Source organism: Nonomuraea sp. NPDC048916 (assembly GCF_040649575.1).
GTDB lineage: Bacteria > Actinomycetota > Actinomycetes > Streptosporangiales > Streptosporangiaceae > Nonomuraea.
The window spans coordinates 82,125-102,636 of the sequence record NZ_JBEZFS010000008.1; the positions used below are offsets into that span (position 1 = coordinate 82,125).

Here is a 20,512-nt window from a genome sequence, read left to right on the forward strand (position 1 = left end):
TCGCCCATGATCCGCGTGCCGATCGAGCGGCTCTAGGATGCCGGACGACGAGCTGGACGTAGCGTTCGAGCTCGGTAAGACCTGTGCGCTGGCCGCCGAATGCGGCAGAGATCTGCGGCGATGTGCCCAGATGTACACCGGGTTGTTCCCGGCGGCGGCCTTCGACGCCGACTTCTACACCGGGATGTCCCTGGCCGGGGCGTTCACCTCGCCGTGGACCAGCGCCGAGGGGCTCAAGGTGGCCAACAGGACCGCGATCTGGGTGCTGGCGGTCGACCGGCTGATCGACCACACCTTCACCAGGCGCGGCCAGGTCAACGCGCTGGTCCGCGAGTGCCTGGCCGTCGCCGACGGGGCGGTGCCCAGGGCTGCGGTCACCCGGTTCCTGGCCGACCTGCGCGACGAGCTGGACAGGGTCAAGGAGTTCGAGGACCTGCACGGGCTCTGGCGCGACCAGCTGGCCGTCATGCTGGCCGCGATGACCCGGGCCTGGGTGTGGCGCGACACCCGGCAGGTGCCCTCGCTGGAGCGCTATCTGGACAACGCCGACAGCCGCGGATCGTGCTTCGTGGACCTGTCGCACTGGATCTACGCGGGCGACGACTGGGCCAGGCGGCATCTGGCGGAGCTGCGCCCGGTCAGCGCGCACGTGCAGCGCTACCTGCATCTCCTCGGTGACCTCGCCTCCTACCGCAGGGACGTCTCGTGGGGCGACCTCAACGTGCTCATGCTCGGCGTCGACCGCACGGAGGTGACCGACGCGATGGCCCGGCTGGAACGCGAGTCCGCCGAGCTGATCGGGCCGCTGCGGGAGCGCAGCCCGCGAGCGGCCGCCTACCTGCGGCGGCAGATCGGCTTCCACGCGGGTTACAACGGCATCTCGGGTTGACGGCCTCTCGGGTTGACGCACCACGCGTTAACGGCAGCCCGGGCCCGCGGCATCGTCCCGGGCCCGCGGCATCGGGCGTCGGCCGGGCGGCCGGCGGTCCTGACAACCTCCTTGACGCTGCGGTGGGAGGCATGCGAATAAGGAGACCAGAGGCGACAAACTACGACATATTGAATCTTGGGCTGTGTTGCGGCTTGAGTGGAATTTGTGGCGTTGCTATGGTGTCTCAAGGTCAGGCAGGTAGATCAACCTGTTCCTGCGCCTTGACAGGTTTCCCTGACTAGGGCTCCTCAGGGCGGATTCGTGCACGCGCGCATGGTCGACGCCTTGCCGCGAAGGGATGTACAGGCGGTGCTCGATGGACTTCGGTCGCTCTGATCTTCGCTGGAGGCTGCCCACCGCGATCAAGATCCTGATCGCGGGCGGGTTCGGCGCGGGCAAGACCACCATGGTCGGCGCCGTCTCCGAGACCCGGCCGCTGCGCACCGAAGAAACCCTCACCCATATCGGCACGTACGTCGACGACCTGTCGGGCGTCGAGGCCAAGCCCACCACGACCGTGGCCATGGACTTCGGGCGCATCACGATCCGCGGCGACTACATGCTCTACCTGTTCGGCACGCCCGGTCAGGAGCGGTTCTGGTTCGTCTGGGACGACCTGACGATGGGCGCCCTCGGCGCGGTGGTGCTCGCCGACACCCGCCGCCTGGCCGACTGCTTCCCCGCCGTCGACTACTTCGAGCGCCGCGAGACGCCGTTCGTGGTGGCGCTCAACTGCTTCGACGGCGCCACCCCCTTCACGGTCGGCGAGGTGCGGCGGGCCCTCGAACTGGAGCCCGACATCCCGATCGTGCGCTGCGACGCCCGCCGGCGCGACTCCGGCAAGGAAGTGCTCATCACGCTCGTGGAACATGCCATGCGCAGGGGCGTCACCCCGGTCGGAACCGCGTCGTGACCAAGACCCGCTACTTTTGACCGATGGAGGAGATCGACCGCCGGATCGTGACGCTGCTGGCCAGAGACGGCCGGATGAGCTTCACCGATCTGGCCAGGGAGACCGGGCTCTCGGTCTCGGCCGTGCACCAGCGGGTGCGCCGCCTGGAGAAGCGCGGAGTCATCCGGGGCTATGCCGCGATCGTCGACCACGACGCGGTCGGACTGCCGCTCACCGCGTTCGTGTCGATCAAGCCGATCGACCCCGCCGCGCCCGACGACGCCCCCGATCGGCTGGCCCACCTGCGCGCGATCGAGGCGTGCCACAGCGTGGCGGGCGACGAGAGCTACATCCTCAAGGTGCGCGTCGCCTCACCGGTGGCGCTGGAGGACCTGCTCCAGCAGATCCGCGCCTCGGCCAACGTCTCGACCCGCACCACCGTGGTGCTGAGCACCCCCTACGAGCACCGGGCCGCCGACGTGGCCGGCGAGGGCGGGGTGGCCGGCCAGGACGGTCCCTGACCGCGCACGTCACGGCCCGCACCGGCTGGGGGTCTTGGTCGTGGCTCGGTGAACGTACTGGATCACCTCGAAGCGGTGCCCGCCGTCACAGCGGAGCCCCTAGCCGGCCACGGGAACACGCTCTTCAGGCTCGTCGACGACGCCGACGCCGCCACCTGGCTGACGGTGGACGTCGTCGAGAGCGGCGCCGAGGCGGCGGCCCGGCTGGCGGCCACCGCCGACGTGGCCGTCGTGGTCGTCGGAGACCACCCGCTGGTCAACGGCCGGGAGACCGAGGACCGCACCGACCTCGCCCTCGCCCCCGCCCAGGACGCGGTCGTGCGGGCGGCGCGGGCGGCCAACCCCCGCACGGTGATGGTGATCAGCAGCGGCTACCCGGTGAGCTGGCCGGACCACGACGTGCCGGCCGTGCTGTGGTCGTCGCACGGCGGCCAGGAATACGGCCACGCGCTGGCCGAGGTGCTGCTCGGCGACGCCGACCCCGAGGGCCGGCTCACCCAGACCTGGTATCGCTCGGCCGGCGAGCTGCCCGACCTGCTCGACTACGACATCGTCGCGGCCGACGCCACCTACCTCTACTACCGGGGAGTCCCGCTCTTCCCCTTCGGCCACGGCCTCAGCTACGCCACCTTCGACTACACCTCGCTGGCCGTCTCGGTGGCCGGCGACGGGGGCGCCGCCACGGTCACGGTCACCAACACCGGCTCCCGCCCCGGCACGGAGGTCGTCCAGTTCTACACCCACCAGCGCCGCTCCCGGGTCAAGCAGCCGCTGCGCCGCCTGCGCGGTTTCGAGCGGGTCCGGCTGGCCCCCGGCGAGAGCCGGACGGTCACCCTCTCCTTCCCCGTGGCGGACCTGGCCTTCTGGGACGTCACCCGCGGCCGGTTCGTCGTGGAGGCGGCGCCGCACCGGCTCATGGCCGGCCGCAGCGCGACCGACCTGCGGCTGAGCGCGCCCTTCCAGATCGGCGGCCCGGCCGGTGGCGAGTCCATCCCGCCCCGGCGGGGCCCGCTGCGCGCGGTGGACCACGACGCCTACGACGCGGTCGCCTTCGTCGACGCCGGCCGCGTGTCCGGCGACGCCGTGCGGTCCGAGGCCGAGGGGGCGTGGATCCTGTTCGGGGACGTGGAGTTCGCCGGCGCGGCCTCGGGCGTGATCGAGGCCGAGAGCACCGAGGGCGGCGTCGTGACCCTGCGGCTCGGCGACCCGCTGCACGGCCCCGCGCTCGGCGCCCTGCCCATCCCGCCGACCGGCCGTTACGCCCCGGCCCGCGTCACCGCCGAGCTTGCGGAAGCGACGGGCGTGCACGATCTTCATGTCGTGTTCGAGAACGAGGGCATCACCCTCAGCACGCTCAACGTGGCCGGAGCATGACCGGCCGGACCGTCACGATCGCGGAGGTGGCCAGGCACGCGGGCGTGGCGGTGAGCACGGTCTCCTACGTGCTCAGCGGGAAGCGGGCGATCTCCGCGGACACCCGGCGGCGGGTCCTCGACAGCGTCCGGGCACTCGGCTACCACCCCAACGCCGGCGCCAGGGTCCTGGCCAGCAAAAGGGCCAACGTGATCGCGCTGGTCCTGCCGCTGCGCGCCGGGATGCACGTGCCGGTGCTGAAGACCTGCGTCGACCTCGACTTCGCGGCAGCGGGGGCGCTGTGCGTGGCGCACCTGGCCGAGCGCGGCCATCGCGAGGTGGCCCTGCTCGGCGCGCCGTCGGTGGTCTACGAGCGGGGCACCGGCTTCGCCCGGCGTACTCTGGAGGGCTTCACCGCGGCGCTGGAGCGGCACGGGCTCGACGGCATGGCGCTGCCCTGCGAGGAGACCTTCGAGGAGGTGCGCGCGAGCGTGACGGGGCTGCTGGAGGCCCGACCGGGGCTGTCCGGCCTGGTGGTGCACAACGAGGCGGCGGTCAAGCACGTCCTGAGCTGCCTGCGCGAGCTCGGCCGGCGGGTGCCGGAGGACATCGCGGTGGTGGCCATCTGCCCCGACGACGTGGCGGGGTGTCGGAGCGAGGGGAACAGGCGGGAGGATGTGTGTGACTCGACGGGCATGCTAATGTCGTCGTTTGTCGTAACAACAAACAGAATGGCCCGGAGAGTCCCATTAATAACAATAATGGTCTGGCGTCAACGCGTCAAACAGAGCTCGTGAGGGAGCAGGAGTACGTCACGCGCCTCTACGACCGCCTCGACGTGCTGCGCGACCGGACCCAGCGCAGCCTCAAGGACGTGCTGGCCACCGGCGCCGTCGGCACGATGCAGAACCGGTCCGAACGCGACACCTTCGCCGAGATGTACGCCTCCCGGCTGGCCCGGCTGTGGGCGGTGGAGCGGGGCCTGGTCTTCGGCCGCCTCGACCACGCCGACGAGGGCCGGCTCTACATCGGCAAGCTCGGCCTCACCGACGACGAGCAGGACCGCCTGCTCATCGACTGGCGCGCGCCCGTCGCGCAGCCGTTCTACCGCGCCACCCCGGCCGCGCCGATGGGCGTCACCCGGCGCCGCCACCTGCAGACCAAGGGCCGGGCGGTCATCGGCGTCGAGGACGACCTGCTCGACCTCGACGCGCTGACCGACGACGACCGCGCCACGCTCAACGGCGAGGCAGCGCTGCTGGCCGCGCTCGACGAGCGCCGCACCGGCCGGATGCGCGACATCGTCGCCACCATCCAGGCCGAGCAGGACCGCGTCATCCGCGCCGACCTCAACGGGGTCCTCGTCGTCCAGGGCGGCCCCGGCACCGGCAAGACCGTCGTGGCCCTGCACCGCGCCGCCTACCTCCTCTACACCCACAGGCAGCGCCTGGAGCGCCGCGGCGTGCTCATCCTCGGCCCCAACCCGATGTTCCTGCGCTACATCGAGCAGGTGCTGCCCTCCCTCGGCGAGACCGACGTGCTGCTGTCCACGGTCGGCGAGCTCTATCCCGGCGTGACCGCGACCGCCCGCGACCGGCCCGAGGTAGCCGCGCTCAAGGGCGACCCGCGGATGGCCGAGGTGCTCGCCCGGGCCGTGCGCGACCGGCAGCGGGTGCCGCGCCGGCCCGTCGAGCTCGACCTCGGCCGCCACACCCTCACCATCGACCGCAACATGCTCGAATCGGCCCGCAACAAGGCCGTCCGCACGCGCCGCCCGCACAACCAGGCCCGCGCGGTGTTCGTCCGATCCCTGCTCAACGCCCTGGCGCGGCAGGCCGCCAAGCAGCTCGGCAAGGGCCTCGTCGACGACGAGGAGCTGGCCGACCTGCGCGAGGAGCTGCGCACCGAGCCCGTCGTCAAGACCGCCCTCAACCGCCTGTGGCCCTACCTCACCCCGCAGCGCCTGCTGCTCGGCCTGTACGGCTCGCCCGAGCGGCTCGGCTACGCCGCCTCCGCCCTGACCCAGGCCGAACGCGCCCTGCTGCGCCGTGACCGGGCGGCCCACGGCGGCGAGTGGACCGAGTCCGACGTGCCGCTGCTCGACGAGGCCGCCGAGCTGCTCGGCGAGATCGACGAGCAGGTGCTGCGCGCCACCGCGCTGCAGGCCGAGGAGGAGCTGGCCGCCGCCAGGCAGTCGGAGGAGCGTGAGCGCGAGGCGGAGATCGCCTACGCCCGCGAGGTCCTGGAGCTGACCGGCCTGTCCGACGTCATGGAGGCCGAACGGCTGGCCGAGCGCCAGCGCGGCGAGGGCCCCTACCTGACGACCGCCGAGCGGGCCGCGGCCGACCGCTCCTGGGCCTACGGCCACGTCATCGTGGACGAGGCGCAGGAGCTGTCGCCGATGGCCTGGCGCGCCGTCATGCGGCGGGTGCCCACCCGGTCGATGACGATCGTCGGCGACATCGCGCAGACCGGCTCGGCGGCGGGCGCGCGCTCCTGGAAGCAGGTGCTCGACCCCTACGTGGCCGGGCGCTGGCGGCAGGAGCGGCTGACCGTCAACTATCGCACGCCGGTGGAGCTGATGGCCGTCGCCGCCCGCGTGCTCGCCACCATCGACCCGTCGCTGGAGGCGCCCGCCTCGGTCCGCGAGACCGGCGCGGAGCCCTGGTCGGCGCCCATGTCCGCGCTGCCCGAGCTGGTCAAGGCCGAGGTGGGCGAGGGCGGCAAGATCGCGGTCGTGGTGCCCGACGAGCTGCTGGGCCCGGTCGGCGAGACGGTCCGCGCGGCCGTGGCGGGCGCCGAGGTGATCGCCCCCGGGGCCGGCCGGGGAAGGGGGGCGGCGGCGCTCGACGCCCCCGTCGCGGTGATGGGGGTCGCCGACGCGAAGGGGCTGGAGTTCGACTCGGTGATCGTCGCCGAGCCCGCCCTCATCGCGGCCCAGTCGCCACGCGGCCACAGCGACCTGTACGTCGCGCTGACCCGGGCCACCCAGCGGCTCGGCATCGTGCACGACCAGCCGCCGGGGGAGGCGCTGCACGGCTTGCCAAGGCGCGGGCAGGCACCGACTAATGGGCTATAACCGGCTTTGGCCGAGGCGGCCCCAGCATGTCCTACCTGCGAAAACTTGATGTTTCTGCTGATCGGGACACGGTTGACATCTGAGGTGGAGTCGGTAGTTTGCTGCGCAGTCCAGCACGGGACTTGGCCGGTTGGCCGTCTCTGACATCGTCGGATCCTGCGTCCGTGACGGAGCGTGACTCCGTCCACACAGCCAGGTGCAGGGCCGTCGGTCCGTCGAGTCGGGGCACCCCAGCCGGGCGGGGGGTTGGACCCGGGACGGGCCCGGGAGCCCAGTAGACAACGGAATTCCGCGCTCGCCGCCGACGAGACGGGTCCGGTCCGAAGGGTTTCCGGGCCCTCTTCCCGCTCTCGTGCGCAGGATCGCCATCAAGCGCCGGGTGGTCCCACGGCCTCGTCTACCGCGGGATCACCCAGTCGCCGCCCACCCCGCCCGCGATCCGTCCCCTGCCGGGAGCGGCTTTCCTCACAGCGGCCTCAGACGGCCCTCAGGCCACGGGGACGGCCCGGCCCGAGCCCGGTGTGGCCCGGTGACCGCGAGGCCGTCAGAGACTCCTGTGAACGCCTGGGGTCCCCATTTCCGATCTAGTCGCGCCGAGACGACCGAACGCCCGCCGAGGGGCGGTACCGTTTCGGCTAGCAGGCACGCGATGCGCGAGGAGAAGCCGGAGTGGTGCAGGACAAGACAGGCCTACCGCCGAACGACGGCCGGCCCGCGCACGCCCCGGCCGCCCCGGTCGCGCCTGAGGTCCCCGAGCCCGACGGGCGGCGCCCGGCGGAGTCCGGCAGGCGGGTGGCCGCGCGCGCGGCCGCCGCGGCGGCCGGCGGGCTGGCGTTGTTCCTGGCCTTCCCGCCGCTTGACTGGTGGGCGTCCGCGCCGCTCGGCGTCGCGCTGATCGTCGCCGCCCTCCGCGGCGCCCGCCCGCGCCGCGCCGCCTGGCTCGGCTATCTGGCCGCCGTCGTGTTCCTGCTGCCCGCCCTCGCCTGGGTGCGGACGATCGGCGACGACGTCTGGCTCATGCTGGTGGGCGTCGAGAGCCTGTTCTACGCGGCGCTGGCCGCGCTCGCCGCGCTGGTGTTCCGCCTGCGGCTGTGGCCGGTGTGGTTCGGCGGGCTCTGGGTGGCCATGGAGTGGGCCCGCGGCCTGGTGCCCATCGGCGGTTTCCCCTGGGCGCGGGTGGCCTTCAGCCAGGGCGAGTCGCCGTTCACCGGTTTCGCCGCGCTGGGCGGCGCGCCGCTGGTGTCGTTCGCCGTCGTCCTGTGCGGCGCCCTGCTGGCGAGCGCGCCCCCGCGGCGGGCGGCGGGGCCGCGCGGGCCGCTGGTCGCGCTCGCGCTCGCGATGGCCGTGCCGGTGCTGGGGCTGGCCGTGCCCAGGCCGGGCGACGAGGGCCGCACGGTCAACATCGGCATCGTGCAGGGCAACGTGCCCGGCCGCGGCATGTACGTGCTGGGTGACGAGCCGGCCGTCGTCCTGCGAAACCACGCCGGCGAGACCAGGAGGCTGGCGCAGGCCGTACGAGACGGAAAGCTGCCCAAGCCCGACCTCGTCGTGCTACCGGAGAACTCGACCGACATCGACCCCTACCGTGACGCCGGCGCCCGGGCGATCATCGACGAGTCCGTCAAGGACGTCGGCGTGCCCACGCTGGTCGGCGCCGTCGTGGCCGTCGGCGACGAGCACCGCGCCACCCGCAGCCTGGTGTGGGACCCGGTGACCGGGCCCGGCGCCTACTACGACAAGCAGCACCTGGTGCCGTTCGGCGAATACACCCCGTTCAAGGAGATCGTGCTGGCGCTGTGGGAGCGGGCCAACCTGGTCGGCAGGCAGTCCGTGGCGGGCACCAGGCCCGGCGACCTGAAGATGGGGCCCGTGACGATCGGCGCCGTCAACTGCTACGAGGTGGCCTACGACGGCACCGTGCGCGAGACGGTCCGCACCGGCGCCACACCGCTGGTGGTGCAGACCAACAACGCCACCTACGCCGAGTCCAACCTGCCGCCGCAGCAGCTGGCCATGTCCAAGCTGCGCGCGGTCGAGCACAACAGGGCGGTCGTGACGGCCGCCACCACGGGCATCTCCGCCTACGTCACGCCTGACGGTAAGGTCTCCTGGCAGACCCGTGAGCTCGTCGCGGACATGAACGTGGTGAAGGTGCCCGTGCGCACCCAGGCGACCCTCGCGACCAGGGTGGGCGCGCTGCCCGAGTGGGCCCTGGCGCTGATGGGAGCGGTGGCCGCCGGTGCCGCGTGGAGAGGCAGGCGGCAGGACGACCCGATGAGGAATGACTGATCATGGAGACTCTCGGCCGGGTGCTCGTCATCGTCCCGACCTACAACGAGCGTGACAACCTGCCAATGATCACCGAGCGGGTGCGGGCCGCGCTGCCGGAGGCCCACCTGCTGGTGGCCGACGACGCCAGCCCCGACGGCACCGGTGAGGTCGCCGACGAGCTGGCGGCCGCCGACGACCACGTCCACGTCCTGCACCGGCCGGCCAAGCAGGGGCTGGGCGCCGCCTACATCGCCGGCTTCCGGTGGGGCCTGGACGAGGGCTACACCGTGCTGGTGGAGATGGACGCCGACGGCTCCCACCAGCCCGAGGAGCTGCCCGGCCTGCTGCGGGCGCTGGACGAGGGGGCCGACCTGGCGATCGGGTCGCGCTGGGTGCCCGGCGGCAAGGTGGTCAACTGGCCGGCCTCGCGCGAGCTGCTGTCCAGGGGCGCCAACATCTACACGCGGATCATGCTCGGCCTGCCGGTGCGCGACGCGACCGCGGGTTTTCGCGCCTACCGCGCGGCGACGCTGGAGAAGGTGGGGCTGGCCGACGTCCAGTCGCAGGGCTACTGCTTCCAGGTCGACCTCACCCTGCGCACCTCCCAGCACGGGCTGCGGGTGGTGGAGGTGCCGATCACGTTCGTGGAGCGCACGGTCGGCACCAGCAAGATGAACGGGCGCATCATGGCCGAGGCGTTCTGGCGGATCTTCGTGTGGGGTGTCACCGGCCTGCCCGGCAGGTTCCGCGGCAGCCGCGGCTGATCCGGAACGCTTCGGCGCCGCCGGGCGTTGTTCCTGCTGTACGCGGGTGTGCGGAATCGAGGGAAACGATGCGGCTGCTGCTCTTGCTGGCCTTCCTGGCCGTCCCGGTGATCGAGATCTGGCTGCTGCTCCAGGTCGGCTCGGTCATCGGCGGCTGGACGACCGTGGCGGTGCTGATCGCCGTCGGCATGCTGGGCGCGTGGCTGGTGCGCCGCGAGGGGCGCCGGGCGTGGCGGGTGTTGCAGGAGGCGTTGCAGACCGGCCGGATGCCCGATCGGGAGCTGGCCGAGGGCGGCCTCATCCTGGCGGGCGGCGTGCTGCTGCTGGTGCCGGGCTTCCTCAGCGACGTCGTCGGGCTGGCGTGCGTGCTGCCGTTCACCCGGCCGATGATGCGCCGCCTGGGCGGCTGGTTCTTCGACCGCCGGGTCAAGCGGATGGCGGCCGCCTCGCCGTACACCCATCTGTTCGCGTCGCCTGGCGGCGTGCCCCATCACGGGCCGCAGGGCGGCCGGGTGGTGCACGGTGAGGTGATCCGCGACGACCGTGAGCCCGGGCGCGAGGAGCGCGCCCCGGGGCCGGCGGCGATCCGGTCGGATCACGGGTCCGGCGACCCCCGGTGAGCACAGCGAAACCCCCGGGCGGCAGCCCGGGGGTTTCGCACCGTGAGATGTGTCAGGCGCTCTTGCGACGCTGGGCCCTCAGGACGGCCAGCCTCTCGTTGAGCACCTCTTCCAGGTCCTCGATGGACCTCCGCTCCAGGAGCATGTCCCAGTGTGTCCGCGGGGGCTTGGTCTTCTTCGACTCCGGTTGCTCGCCGTCGACGCGTACGGCGGTGGCGCCGCACATCCGGCACTCCCAGGTCGAGGGAATCTCGGCCTCGGCGGCAAGCGGAACCTCGAAACGATGGCCCTTAGGACAGGTGTAGGGCACCTCCTGGCGTGGGGCCAGATCCGTGTTACGGTCGTTCTCGTAGCTGGTTGCCCCGAGCCGGGTGCCACGAAGTGCGCGCTCGCCCATGTCTAAATGCCTCCTACAGGGCCCCCATGCGTGGGGGGTCTGTCTCCCACGGTGTCTAACGCTTGGTACCGTGATGGGATTCCCACCCGCGGCGTGATCCAATCGCTTCGGCCCTCAGGAGTTGACCCGGAAGCCCCGGCGCCCTGGTCGGCGGGCCGCGAGTGGCGGCGGATTCAGGCGGCGCGCGAGCGCCACACCTCGTAGGCCAGCCACAGACCGCCGGCGGCGATCAGCGCGCCGTGCGCGATCCGCAGCGGATACGGCCCGAAGAACTGCGGGACGAACAGCACGAAACCGAGCGCGAGCGGCGCCGCGCTCCACGCGGGCAGCCTGCCGGAGCGCCTGACCGCGACGGCGGCCATGACCGTGCCGACGCCGAGCAGCACGAGCCCGACGGCGAACATGGGCATGGCCACCGGCCCGTAGCGGAACTCCTCGGCCAGCTCCATCAGCGCGGGGGCGTTGTCGCGCAGGGACCGCCGGGCGATGACGCTGAGCCCGAAGTCCTCCGCGCCGTAGAAGGGCAGCGTCAGCCCCGCGCCGATCCAGGTGACCACGGCCGCCCGCAGTGACAGCCGGTCGCCCAGCAGCCCGTGCAGGCCCAGCAGGCCGAGGGCGAGCAGGATGAAGCCGATCATGGCGGCCAGATGGCCGGTGATCCAGCCGGTGGAGGCCATGGCGACCGCGTCGTCGCCGGAGGGGCGCACGGCCGGGTAGACGAGAAAGAGCACACCACCGGCCGCGAGGGCCAGGGAGGTGAGACGGGGGTTCATGGCGCTCCAAGTGAGAGGGCGTTGCTCTTGTATGTGAGCAATGCTCTCGCTGTGGAGCGCCGATGTCAAGAGCGGTGCTCTCTCTTCGGAGCCCTGAGACGCTTTGGAGCCGTGAGACGGCCGGGGGAGGGCGCGCGAAAGGGCCGGGCGCGACGGCGCGCGCCCGGCCCTTTCGCGGCGGTCAGATGCGCTCGGGCACCTCGTTGCCCGCGGCGCGGATCGCCTTGGGCAGGTTGACCATGGCCAGCAGCACGAACCCGAGGATGAAGAAGATGATCATGGAGACGATGGCGATCCGGTAGCTGTTGGTCAGCTGCAGCGCGATCGTCACCGTCAGCGCGCCGATGAAGGCCGACCCCTTGTCGCTGATCTGCAGCAGGCTGAAGTATTCGGCCTCCCTGCCCTTCGGGATCACCTGCGAGAACAGCGAGCGCGACAGCGCCTGGGTGCCGCCCAGCACGATGGCGATCGCCAGCGCCAGCAGGTAGAACTGGGTCGGCTCGCCCTCCTGGACGAACAGCGCGCTGACCACGATCACCGTCCACACGAGCAGGCTGCCGAGCACGGTGCGCTTGGTGCCGAAGCGGCGGGCCAGCAGGCCCAGCAGCAGCGCGCCGAAGAACGCCACGAACTGCACCATCAGGATCGCGCTGATCTGCACGGTCCTGTCCAGCTTGAGCGCTTCGGAGGCGAAGGCCGCGCTGTTGCCGATGACGGTCTGGATGCCGTCGTTGTAGACCAGGTAGGCCACCAGGAACAGCAGCGTCAGCGGGTAGCGCCGCAGCTCCCTCAGGGTGCGGCCGAGCTGGCGGAAGCTGCCGCCGACCGAGCGCAGCGCGGTGGTCTCGTGCGGCGGGACCGGCCGGTTGCGCAGCCTCAGCAGCGGGATCAGGGTGAACGTCGCCCACCACAGCCCGGCCGACATCATGCAGATCCGCACCGCCATGCCCTCGGACAGGCCCAGGCTCTCGTGCTGCAGGTAGAGCGCCAGGTTGATGGCCAGCAGCAGGCCGCCGCCCAGGTAGCCGATCGCCCACCCGCGCGAGGAGACCCCGTCGCGCTCGTCGGGCGTGGAGATCTGCGGCAGGAACGAGTCGTAGACCACGACGGACGAGCCGTAGGCCAGGTTGGCCACCACGAACAGCACCCCGCCCAGCAGGTAGCGCTCGCCCTCGACGAAGAACAGCCCGAGCGTGGCCAGCGCGCCGACGTAGGCGAACCCGCCGAGCAGCTCGCGCTTGCGGCCGGTGTGGTCGGCCAGCGCGCCGACGATCGGCAGGAAGACGATCTGCAGGAACACCGCCACGGTCAGCGTGAGCCCGAAGAACGCGGCGGGCCGGATGTCGGCGCCGAGCACGTCGACGTAGCCGAGCCCCGGGTTGGCGGCGACCAGTTCGTCGAAGCCGCCGGAACACGTGGCGGCGGCGACCGAGGGGAAGTCGGTGGCGCACGCGGAGGTCTTGGCGACCGCGATCAGGTAGGGGCCGAGGAAGACCGAGACGATCGTGGTGTAGAAGGCGGAGTTGGCCCAGTCGTAGAAGTACCAGGCGCGCTGCTCGCGCCTGCGGGCGGCGGGGGAGTCGTGAGCGGGGTCGTCAGGGACCGCGGGGGGTGCGGGCAGGGGCATGTCGTCCAGTCGCTCCTAGGCGGCCAGGTGGCCGGGATGCCACAGCCCGCGACGATCGAGGACGTCGCGCAGGCCGGTGACGTTGTCGGTCATGATGCCGTCGACGCCGAGGTCGAGCAGGTGTTCCATGCGGGTGGCGTCGTTGATGGTCCAGACGTGCACCTGCATGCCGATGGCGTGGGCCGTGCGGATCAGGTTGCGGGTGGTGACCCGCAGCCCGCGAAAGCCCACCGGCACCTGCGCGCACGGGATGCCGGCGCGCGACAGGCGGGCGAGCAGCCGGCCGTAGCCGGAGGTGGAGGCGGCGGCGCGGAGCGTGGCGACGCCGCGCGGGCCGAGCGCGGAGCAGACCTCCCGGCCGACCGCGGCCCTGGCGAGCAGCAGCCGCTCCTCGGAGAACGAGGTCAGGCAGACGCGCTCGTAGGCGTTGGTGCGCCTGATCGCGTCGGCCAGCGGGGCGATCGCGCCGGCCTCCTTGACGTCGATGTTGAAGCGGTGCTCCGGCCAGGTGCCGAGGAGGTCTTCGAGCAGCGGGATCTCGTGGACGCCGCCGATGCGGGCCTGCTTGACGGCGCGGTAGGGCAGCTCGGAGACGCGGCCGCGCCGGTCGGTGACCCGGTCGAGCGTGTGGTCGTGGAAGGCGAGCAGCACGCCGTCGGAGGTGGCGTGGGCGTCGGTCTCGAGGTAGGTGTAGCCCAGCCGCACGGCCCGCTCGAAGGCCTCGGCGGAGTTTTCGGCGCCCTCGGCGGATCCCCCGCGATGGGCGAAGGCCAGCGGGCCCGGATGGTCGAGAAACGCGAAGCGGCGGCTCAGCACGTCCTGAGTATGCCTTCCGTGGATGAACGATACGGTTACGAATCGGCGAGATTCTGCCATTCCTGGCGGCGTGCCTCGGCCAGCGCGATCGCGGCGGCCACCGAGACGTTGAACGAGCCGACCCGCCCCACCTGGGGGATGTAGCAGACCCCGTCGACCGCGTCGAGCAGGGCCGGCGAGCAACCGTGGTCTTCGCTGCCGACCACCAGGCACACGTCGCGGCCGAGGTCGGCCCGGTGCAGCGGCACCGCCTCGGAGGTCAGCTCGATGGCCAGCACGGTGTAGCCGTCGTCTCTGGCGGCCTTGACCGCGTCGGCGGCGGGCATCGCCTCGTGCCAGGTGACCAGCCGCTCGGTGCCGAGCGCGGTCTTGCCCGCCTTGGGGTTGGTCGGCGGGGTGGCGTTGCCGGCCAGCCAGATCTGGTCGACGCCGAACGCGGCGGCGCTGCGGAAGATCGAGCCCACGTTGAACGGGCCGGTCACCGACTCCAGGATCAGGGCCAGCCGGTTGCCGGTCTGCCGCCGCCAGGTGCGGTTGAGCCGCTTGACGTCGGTGGGGCGCAGCTGCCGTCTCATCGTTCCACTCTCAAAATACGGTAGGCGGCCCGGGAGGCCTCGCGGGAGGCCTGCCAGCCCTGCTCGCCGAGCCAGCGCTGCAGGGAGTCGGAGCCGAGGTGTTTCTGGACGACCAGGTAGGCGACGCCGCCGGGCGCCAGCCGCGTCAGCCACCTGGTGAGCATCTCGTGCAGGGCGGGCTTGCCGATGCGGATGGCCGGGTTGGACCAGATGGCGTTGAACGTCACGTCGTCGGGCACGTCGTCGACGTGCACCGATCTTACTTTGTCAAGGCCCGCGGCCCGGGCGTTGCGCTCCGTGAGCTCCACGCTACGCCGGTTCACATCGACGGCCCACACGGTCGCCTCGGGCGCGCGTGAGGCCATGGTCAGCGCGATCGGCCCGTAGCCGCACCCGAGATCGAGCAGGTCGCCCTCACGCGGCGGCGGCGGGACCGTCTCCAGCAGGATGCGGGTGCCGAGGTCGATCCGCTCGGGGCTGAACACGCCCCGGTCGGTCTCCAGGCGCAGGTGCAGGTCGGGCAGCACCAGGTCGACGACGCCCGGCCGGCTCGGCGCCCCCGGCTGCTCGGAGAAGTAGTGGGCCACGGGCCAGAACGTTACGGGATCCGGGCACCGAACAGGACCGCGGCACCGGCCACCAGCAGCCCGCACAGGATCGCGGCCACGATGAACCACTGGGTGATCTCCTGGTCGACCAGCTTGAAGCCGAGCGAGGTGCCGATCTGCTCGTACACGTCGCGCAGCTCGTTGCCCGACTCCGCCGAGTAGGCCCGGCCGCTGGTGCCGTCGGACAGCGACTGCAGCGTCTGCTTGTTGACCGGCACGTTGACCGGGCGGCCGTCGATGGAGACCGTCCCCTCCTGCGTGCCGTACGCGATCGTGGAGACCGGCACCCGCGCCTGCTTGGCGGCGTCGATGGCCTCGTTGACCGATCGGCCGGAGGTGTTGTCGCCGTCGGACAGCAGCACGATCGCGGCGGGCGGCGGGTCGGTGACGGCGTCCTGGTCGAAGGAGCGCACCGAGTCGAGCGCGTTGAACACCGCCTCGCCGATCGCGGTGCCGGGCCGGGTCGACAGGTTGCCGATGGCGGTTACCACCGCCTGGTGGTCGGTGGTGGGGGAGATGACGACGTTGGCCGAACGGGCGAAGGAGACCACGCCGACGTTGAACCGGTCGGGCAGCTCGCTGACGAACGCCTGGGCGGCGGCCTTGGCGGCGGTGATCCGGTTGGGCTGGACGTCGTCGGCGTCCATCGACAGCGACACGTCCAGGGCGATCATGATGGTGGCGCGGTCGCGCGGCACCTTGACCTGGTCGGCGGGTTTGGCCGCGCCGATGACCAGCAGCGACATCATGGCCAGGAACAGCAGCGGGGCCACGTGCCGCCGCCAGCCGGGACCGGCGGGGGCGACCAGGTCGAGCAGCGCGAGGTTGGTGAAGCGGACGGTGTAGCGGCGCCGCGCGAGCTGCGCGGCCACGTATCCCGCGATCAGCAGCGCCAGCAGGACGAACAACCACAGCCAGGCGGGGGCGAGGAAACTCATGACGCCTCCTTCGTGGCCGCTCCGGGGTGCCCGGTCACGTCACCCTCCGGCGGGCGAGGTGGCCGATGCGGCGCTGGCGTAGCACGAACTGTGCCACATCGAACACCCAGTCGCGGTCGGTGCGCAGCACCAGGTGCGCCACCCCGGCCCGGCGCAGCGCCGCTCTGGTGCCCTCCCGCTGCAGTGCGGCCGCCTCGGCGTAAGCGTGGCGAACTTTGGGTGAAAGGTGCACTTCGCGTACTTTCCCGGTCTCGGGGTCGGCGAACGCGACCCGGCCCACGTCGGGCAGTTCGAGCTCACGCGGGTCGAGCACCTCGACCGCCAGCACCTGGTGGCGGGCCGCCAGCCGGCGGATCGGCCGCTCCCACGGCCGCTCGGCGCCGGGATCGAGCTCGGGCCGGGCGTCGAGGAAGTCCGACACGACCACGCGCATGCCGCGCCGCCTGCGGGTCGCCGACAGCACCTCGATGCCCTCCCCCAGATCGGGCGCGTCGGGCACCGGCCGGCCGCGCGGCGCGTCCATCAGCGAGTGCAGCAGCCCGTACAGGGCGGGACGGCCGGTGCGCGCGGGCATCCGGTGCAGGAACTCGTCGTGTATCACCAGCGCGCCGAACCGGTCGCCCATCCGGCTGGACAGGAACCCGATCGCGCCGATCGCCGACACCACCAGGTCACGCTTGTCGGTGTCGGCCGTGCCGAAGTCCATGCTCGGCGACAGATCCGCCAGCGCCCACGTCTCCAGCTCCCGGTCGGCGATCAGATCCCGCACGTGCGGCACGGTCGTGCGCGCGGTCACCGCCCAGTCCATCCGCCGCACGTCGTCCTCGCCGGGCACGTACACGCGGCTGTCGCCCGACTCGCTGCCCGTGCCGGGCAGCAGCCCCTGGTGCGCGCCGTGCAGCAGCCCGTCGAGCTTCCTGGTCACCACCAGCTCCAGCCGGCGCAGCGCCTGCTCCGCGGTCGCCGTCAACGGTTCTGGTTCCAGACGACGAGAGGCGGCGGCACCGCGTGCAGGATCTGCCGGACGACCTGCTCGGGATCGACCCCGTCGGCCAGCGCGTCGAAGGTGAGCATCAGCCGGTGCCCCATGACGTCGACCGCCACGTCCCGTACGTCGTCGGGCAGCAGGTAGTCGCGGCCGCGCAGCAGCGCCAGCGCCCGCCCGGCGGCGACCAGGCCGAGCGTGGCCCGCGGGCTGACGCCGATCTCGATGGCCTCGGCCAGGTCGGGCACGCCGTACTCGGCGGGCGCGCGGGTGGACATGACCAGCCGTACCACGTAGTCGGCGACCAGCTGGTGGATCGAGACCTGCTCGGCGGCCTCCTGCAGCGCCATCAGCCGCTGCGGGTCGAGCACCCGCTCCGGCGTGGGCGGGGTGACGCTCATCCGGTGCAGGATCTCCAGCTCCTCGGGGGCGCTGGGATGCGGCACCCGCACCCGGAACAGGAACCGGTCGCGCTGCACCTCGGGCAGCGGGTAGACGCCCTCGGACTCGATCGGGTTCTGGGTGGCCAGCACGACGAACGGCCTGGGCAGCCCGTGGGTGACGCCGGCCAGCGTGACCTGGCGCTCGGCCATGACCTCCAGCAGCGCCGACTGCACCTTGGCCGGGGCGCGGTTGATCTCGTCGGCGAGCAGGAAGTTCACGAACACCGGGCCCAGCTCGACGTCGAACTTCTCGTTGGACGGGTGGAACACCCGGGTGCCGACGATGTCGCTCGGCACCAGATCGGGGGTGAACTGGATGCGGGCGAACGTGCCGCCCACGACGGTGGCCAGAGTGGAGGCGGCAAGGGTCTTGGCGACGCCCGGGACTCCTTCCAGCAGGCAGTGCCCGCGCGCGAGCAGGGCCACGACCAGCCTCTCGACCATGTGGTCCTGCCCGACGATGACACGCCGGACCTCGTCGAGGGTCTGACGCAGCACGGCCGCGTCGGTTCCGCCTGGCAACTCTTCGGCGACGCTCATGAGGCCCATTCCACCAAACGTGCCGCAAACGTGCACGACGCCACGTCTGTGCTTTCATGGCAAACGTGGCAAGTCCGCTGCAGTACGGCGATCCGCCCCGGCTGGGGCCCTTCGTGGTGCAGGCGCGCCTGCACACGGCTCCGGCCGGGTTCGTGTACCTCGCCCAGGCGGCCGACGGGCGCGCGGTCTCGCTGGCCGTGCTGACCCGGGGAGCGGCCCTGGACACGGCCGCCCGCGAGCGGTTCGTCACCGCGATCCGGGAGGCGGCCGTGCGCGGCGGCGTGCGGGGCTGGCTCGAACGGGCCGCCAGATCGCGGGCCGCCGTGCTCGACGGAGCGCCCCAGGTGCTGGCCATGGACACCGGCCGGGCGCCATGGGTGGCCGTGCCGTACGCGCCGGGCCGGCCGGGAGCCGAGCGGTTCCTGGAGCCGGTCATGGTCGGCGGGACGTTCATCGGGCAGGCGCACGGCCCCGACTTCGTCCCCTACTGGCTGACCGACCGCTCGCCCGCGCTGCCCGCCCCGCCGCCCGGCCGGCGCCCGCTGACCGAGACCGCGAGGCGGGTGCTGCTCGCCGCGCTGGCGCTGGCCGTGCTGTTGCTGCTGCTCGGGGTGATCCTGCTGTTGCTGGTGGTGGGCCGGCAGGACGCCGAGCCGATGCCCAGGCCGCTGCCGCCGACCAACTTCGAGCCGTCGCCGCCGCCGGTCCCCGTCAGCCCCGGGCCACGCGAGCCCTCGCCCAGCCCGACGCGGTCGCCCACCGACAGCGGCCCGGGCAGCCCCGGCCGGTCCCCCGGAGACGACCAGGGCGACAAGTCGCCCCTCTGACCCGTCTCGCGCCTTCGCCTCGCGTCGTCAGGGAGTCGTCAGGGAGTCGTCAGGGACCCGTATGCCGGCTTGCGCCACGCCCCGCGCACCTGCCGGGTCTCGCGCGCGCATAAGGCCCGGCGGCTGCTTTCTCACATTCGCGAACGCATGTCGATGACTATTCGCTCTCGGTGGAATGCGCCTTTGGAGAAATGCGCCCCCAGCGAAAAGGCGGCGCCATTCGGCCGGCTCCGGTCTAGCGTCGGAGAAATAGTTCGGCAGAAAGGTGACCCGTGAGCGAAACCACCCGGACCCAGTGGCCCGACCAGCTCAGTCAGCGTCTGATGAAGGAACGCATCCTCGTTCTCGGTCAGGAGGTCGACGACGACATATGCAACCGCCTCTGCGGCGAGCTGCTATTGCTCGCGGCCGAGGATCCCAAGCGCGACGTGACCCTTTACATCAATTCGCCGGGCGGTTCGGTGTCGGCCGGCATGGCACTGTACGACATGATGCAATTCGTCCCGTGTGACGTGGCGACGGTCGCGATGGGCTTCGCCGCCTCCATGGGCCAGCTGCTGCTGTGCGCCGGCGCCCCGGGCAAGCGCTACGCCCTGCCCAACGCCCGGATCGTCATGCACCAGCCGCTCGGCGGCATCGGCGGCTCGGCGACCGACATCCAGATCCAGGCCGAGAACCTGATCCACACCAAGCGCCGGATGGCCGAGATCATCGCCCAGCACACCGGTCAGCCGCTGGAGCGCATCCAGGCCGACTCCGACCGCGACCGCTGGTTCACCGCGCGGGAGGCGCTGGAATACGGCTTCGTCGACCACATCGCCGAGGGGCTCAACTGACATGAGCGGACGTTACGTGCTGCCCTCCTTCACGGAGCGCACCTCCTACGGTGTCAAGGAGATGAACCCGTACAACAAGCTGTTCGAGGACCGGGTGATCTTCCTCGGCACCCCGATCGACGACACGTCCGCCAACGACGTGATGGCGCAGCTTCTCACGCTGGAGTCGATCGACCCCGACCAGGACATCAACATGTACATCAACTCGCCGGGCGGGTCGTTCACGGCGATGGCCGCCATCTACGACACGATGCAGTTCGTCCGGCCGGAGATCCACACCGTCTGCATCGGTGAGGCCGCCTCGGCGGCGGCGATCCTGCTGGCGGCCGGCGCGCCGGGCAAGCGGGCCGCGCTGCCGCACGCCCGGGTGCTGCTCCACCAGCCGGCCACCGAGGGCGGACGCGGCCAGTCGAGCGACCTGGAGATCCACGCCCGCGAGATCCTGCGCATGCGCGACCAGCAGGAGGAGATCCTCGCCCGGCACACCGGGCGCCCGACGCTGGAGATCAGGCGCGACATCGAGCGCGACCGCATCTTCACCGCCGAGCAGGCTCGCTCCTACAGGCTGATCGACGACATCTACGCGTCGAGAAAGCGCGCCCTGGTCCCGGCCCGCTGACGGCCGATGGCGCGCCGGGTCCGCCGGCGCGCCACCGGCCCCCTGCGCGCGGTGCCGCGCACAGGGGCCTGGCACTCGGGCAGGCCCGCCTGACGGG

21 protein-coding genes are annotated in these 20,512 nt (G+C 72.0%); 12 read left to right on the forward strand and 9 right to left on the reverse strand.

Annotated elements, in window-relative coordinates:
• Nucleotides 1-37: 37 nt before the first annotated feature.
• From AB0C16_RS10075 to AB0C16_RS10115, 9 genes are all read left to right on the forward strand, one after another.
• Nucleotides 38-889 carry a terpene synthase family protein gene (locus AB0C16_RS10075; RefSeq protein WP_357680937.1) on the forward strand — a complete coding sequence of 284 codons (852 nt, stop codon included), beginning with the start codon at nucleotides 38-40 and terminating at the stop codon, nucleotides 887-889.
• A 358-nt stretch (nucleotides 890-1,247) separates the two neighbouring features.
• Entirely contained in the window at nucleotides 1,248-1,844 is a 597-nt protein-coding gene (locus tag AB0C16_RS10080) for an ATP/GTP-binding protein (protein WP_357680939.1), read from the forward strand.
• A gap of 23 nt (nucleotides 1,845-1,867) precedes the next feature.
• Nucleotides 1,868-2,344 carry a winged helix-turn-helix transcriptional regulator gene (locus AB0C16_RS10085; RefSeq protein WP_357680941.1) on the forward strand — a complete coding sequence of 159 codons (477 nt, stop codon included), beginning with the start codon at nucleotides 1,868-1,870 and terminating at the stop codon, nucleotides 2,342-2,344.
• A 48-nt stretch (nucleotides 2,345-2,392) separates the two neighbouring features.
• A complete protein-coding gene (locus AB0C16_RS10090; RefSeq protein WP_357680943.1) occupies nucleotides 2,393-3,718 on the forward strand; it encodes a glycoside hydrolase family 3 C-terminal domain-containing protein in 1,326 nt (441 codons plus the stop codon).
• Nucleotides 3,715-4,494, forward strand: coding sequence for a LacI family DNA-binding transcriptional regulator (locus AB0C16_RS10095; RefSeq protein WP_357680945.1), 780 nt, complete (start codon nucleotides 3,715-3,717; stop codon nucleotides 4,492-4,494). Before AB0C16_RS10090 ends, AB0C16_RS10095 begins: the two co-directional genes overlap by 4 nt.
• On the forward strand, nucleotides 4,491-6,776 hold the full coding sequence (locus AB0C16_RS10100; RefSeq protein ID WP_357680947.1) for an ATP-binding domain-containing protein: 2,286 nt from the start codon (nucleotides 4,491-4,493) through the stop codon (nucleotides 6,774-6,776). Before AB0C16_RS10095 ends, AB0C16_RS10100 begins: the two co-directional genes overlap by 4 nt.
• A 672-nt stretch (nucleotides 6,777-7,448) precedes the next feature.
• Nucleotides 7,449-9,065 (forward strand): apolipoprotein N-acyltransferase, encoded by a 1,617-nt coding sequence (gene lnt / locus AB0C16_RS10105; RefSeq protein ID WP_357680949.1) that lies wholly within the window; start codon nucleotides 7,449-7,451, stop codon nucleotides 9,063-9,065.
• A gap of 2 nt (nucleotides 9,066-9,067) precedes the next feature.
• Entirely contained in the window at nucleotides 9,068-9,811 is a 744-nt protein-coding gene (locus AB0C16_RS10110; RefSeq protein ID WP_357680951.1) for a polyprenol monophosphomannose synthase, read from the forward strand.
• Nucleotides 9,812-9,879: 68 nt separating this feature from the next.
• Nucleotides 9,880-10,431 carry an FxsA family protein gene (locus AB0C16_RS10115; protein ID WP_357680953.1) on the forward strand — a complete coding sequence of 184 codons (552 nt, stop codon included), beginning with the start codon at nucleotides 9,880-9,882 and terminating at the stop codon, nucleotides 10,429-10,431.
• A gap of 52 nt (nucleotides 10,432-10,483) precedes the next feature.
• Here AB0C16_RS10115 and AB0C16_RS10120 read toward each other — a convergent pair whose 3' ends face one another.
• The 9 genes from AB0C16_RS10120 to AB0C16_RS10160 form a co-directional block, all read right to left on the reverse strand.
• Nucleotides 10,484-10,828, reverse strand: coding sequence for an RNA polymerase-binding protein RbpA (locus tag AB0C16_RS10120; protein WP_357680955.1), 345 nt, complete (start codon nucleotides 10,826-10,828; stop codon nucleotides 10,484-10,486).
• A gap of 173 nt (nucleotides 10,829-11,001) precedes the next feature.
• Nucleotides 11,002-11,601: a hypothetical protein gene (locus tag AB0C16_RS10125; protein WP_357680957.1), complete on the reverse strand. Its 600-nt coding sequence runs from the start codon at nucleotides 11,599-11,601 to the stop codon at nucleotides 11,002-11,004.
• Nucleotides 11,602-11,782: 181 nt separating this feature from the next.
• On the reverse strand, nucleotides 11,783-13,228 hold the full coding sequence (locus AB0C16_RS10130; RefSeq protein ID WP_357680959.1) for an MFS transporter: 1,446 nt from the start codon (nucleotides 13,226-13,228) through the stop codon (nucleotides 11,783-11,785).
• Nucleotides 13,229-13,243: 15 nt separating this feature from the next.
• A complete protein-coding gene (locus AB0C16_RS10135) occupies nucleotides 13,244-14,044 on the reverse strand; it encodes a glycerophosphodiester phosphodiesterase family protein (RefSeq protein WP_357680961.1) in 801 nt (266 codons plus the stop codon).
• A 35-nt stretch (nucleotides 14,045-14,079) separates the two neighbouring features.
• Entirely contained in the window at nucleotides 14,080-14,619 is a 540-nt protein-coding gene (locus AB0C16_RS10140) for a TrmH family RNA methyltransferase (protein WP_357680963.1), read from the reverse strand.
• Nucleotides 14,616-15,206, reverse strand: a complete 591-nt coding sequence (locus tag AB0C16_RS10145; protein ID WP_357680965.1) for a methyltransferase — start codon at nucleotides 15,204-15,206, stop codon at nucleotides 14,616-14,618. The genes AB0C16_RS10140 and AB0C16_RS10145 overlap by 4 nt, the downstream gene beginning before the upstream one ends.
• 11 nt (nucleotides 15,207-15,217) lie before the next feature.
• Nucleotides 15,218-16,165 carry a VWA domain-containing protein gene (locus AB0C16_RS10150; RefSeq protein WP_357680967.1) on the reverse strand — a complete coding sequence of 316 codons (948 nt, stop codon included), beginning with the start codon at nucleotides 16,163-16,165 and terminating at the stop codon, nucleotides 15,218-15,220.
• Between the two features lie 34 nt (nucleotides 16,166-16,199).
• Nucleotides 16,200-17,135: a DUF58 domain-containing protein gene (locus tag AB0C16_RS10155; protein WP_357680969.1), complete on the reverse strand. Its 936-nt coding sequence runs from the start codon at nucleotides 17,133-17,135 to the stop codon at nucleotides 16,200-16,202.
• Complete coding sequence (locus tag AB0C16_RS10160) at nucleotides 17,132-18,133, reverse strand: AAA family ATPase (RefSeq protein WP_357680971.1); 1,002 nt, start codon at nucleotides 18,131-18,133, stop codon at nucleotides 17,132-17,134. Before AB0C16_RS10160 ends, AB0C16_RS10155 begins: the two co-directional genes overlap by 4 nt.
• A gap of 56 nt (nucleotides 18,134-18,189) precedes the next feature.
• On the opposite strand from AB0C16_RS10160, the gene AB0C16_RS10165 reads away from it, so the two are divergent.
• From AB0C16_RS10165 to AB0C16_RS10175, 3 genes are all read left to right on the forward strand, one after another.
• Entirely contained in the window at nucleotides 18,190-18,960 is a 771-nt protein-coding gene (locus AB0C16_RS10165) for a hypothetical protein (protein ID WP_357680973.1), read from the forward strand.
• Between the two features lie 272 nt (nucleotides 18,961-19,232).
• On the forward strand, nucleotides 19,233-19,796 hold the full coding sequence (locus tag AB0C16_RS10170; protein WP_357680975.1) for an ATP-dependent Clp protease proteolytic subunit: 564 nt from the start codon (nucleotides 19,233-19,235) through the stop codon (nucleotides 19,794-19,796).
• A gap of 1 nt (nucleotide 19,797) precedes the next feature.
• On the forward strand, nucleotides 19,798-20,415 hold the full coding sequence (locus AB0C16_RS10175) for an ATP-dependent Clp protease proteolytic subunit (protein ID WP_357680977.1): 618 nt from the start codon (nucleotides 19,798-19,800) through the stop codon (nucleotides 20,413-20,415).
• Nucleotides 20,416-20,512: the final 97 nt, after the last annotated feature.

Excerpts from the sequence above, each read along its gene's own strand:
- AB0C16_RS10095 (WP_357680945.1), top strand. The coding sequence starts at position 3,715 with ATGACCGGCCGGACCGTCACGATCGCGGAGGTGGCCAGGCACGCGGGC.
- AB0C16_RS10140 (WP_357680963.1), bottom strand. The coding sequence starts at position 14,619 with ATGAGACGGCAGCTGCGCCCCACCGACGTCAAGCGGCTCAACCGCACC.
- AB0C16_RS10110 (WP_357680951.1), top strand. The coding sequence starts at position 9,068 with ATGGAGACTCTCGGCCGGGTGCTCGTCATCGTCCCGACCTACAACGAG.
- AB0C16_RS10080 (WP_357680939.1), top strand. The coding sequence starts at position 1,248 with ATGGACTTCGGTCGCTCTGATCTTCGCTGGAGGCTGCCCACCGCGATC.
- AB0C16_RS10085 (WP_357680941.1), top strand. The coding sequence starts at position 1,868 with ATGGAGGAGATCGACCGCCGGATCGTGACGCTGCTGGCCAGAGACGGC.
- AB0C16_RS10075 (WP_357680937.1), top strand. The coding sequence starts at position 38 with ATGCCGGACGACGAGCTGGACGTAGCGTTCGAGCTCGGTAAGACCTGT.
- AB0C16_RS10150 (WP_357680967.1), bottom strand. The coding sequence starts at position 16,165 with ATGAGTTTCCTCGCCCCCGCCTGGCTGTGGTTGTTCGTCCTGCTGGCG.
- AB0C16_RS10120 (WP_357680955.1), bottom strand. The coding sequence starts at position 10,828 with ATGGGCGAGCGCGCACTTCGTGGCACCCGGCTCGGGGCAACCAGCTAC.
- AB0C16_RS10175 (WP_357680977.1), top strand. The coding sequence starts at position 19,798 with ATGAGCGGACGTTACGTGCTGCCCTCCTTCACGGAGCGCACCTCCTAC.
- AB0C16_RS10125 (WP_357680957.1), bottom strand. The coding sequence starts at position 11,601 with ATGAACCCCCGTCTCACCTCCCTGGCCCTCGCGGCCGGTGGTGTGCTC.
- AB0C16_RS10130 (WP_357680959.1), bottom strand. The coding sequence starts at position 13,228 with ATGCCCCTGCCCGCACCCCCCGCGGTCCCTGACGACCCCGCTCACGAC.
- AB0C16_RS10115 (WP_357680953.1), top strand. The coding sequence starts at position 9,880 with ATGCGGCTGCTGCTCTTGCTGGCCTTCCTGGCCGTCCCGGTGATCGAG.
- AB0C16_RS10160 (WP_357680971.1), bottom strand. The coding sequence starts at position 18,133 with ATGAGCGTCGCCGAAGAGTTGCCAGGCGGAACCGACGCGGCCGTGCTG.
- AB0C16_RS10165 (WP_357680973.1), top strand. The coding sequence starts at position 18,190 with ATGGCAAACGTGGCAAGTCCGCTGCAGTACGGCGATCCGCCCCGGCTG.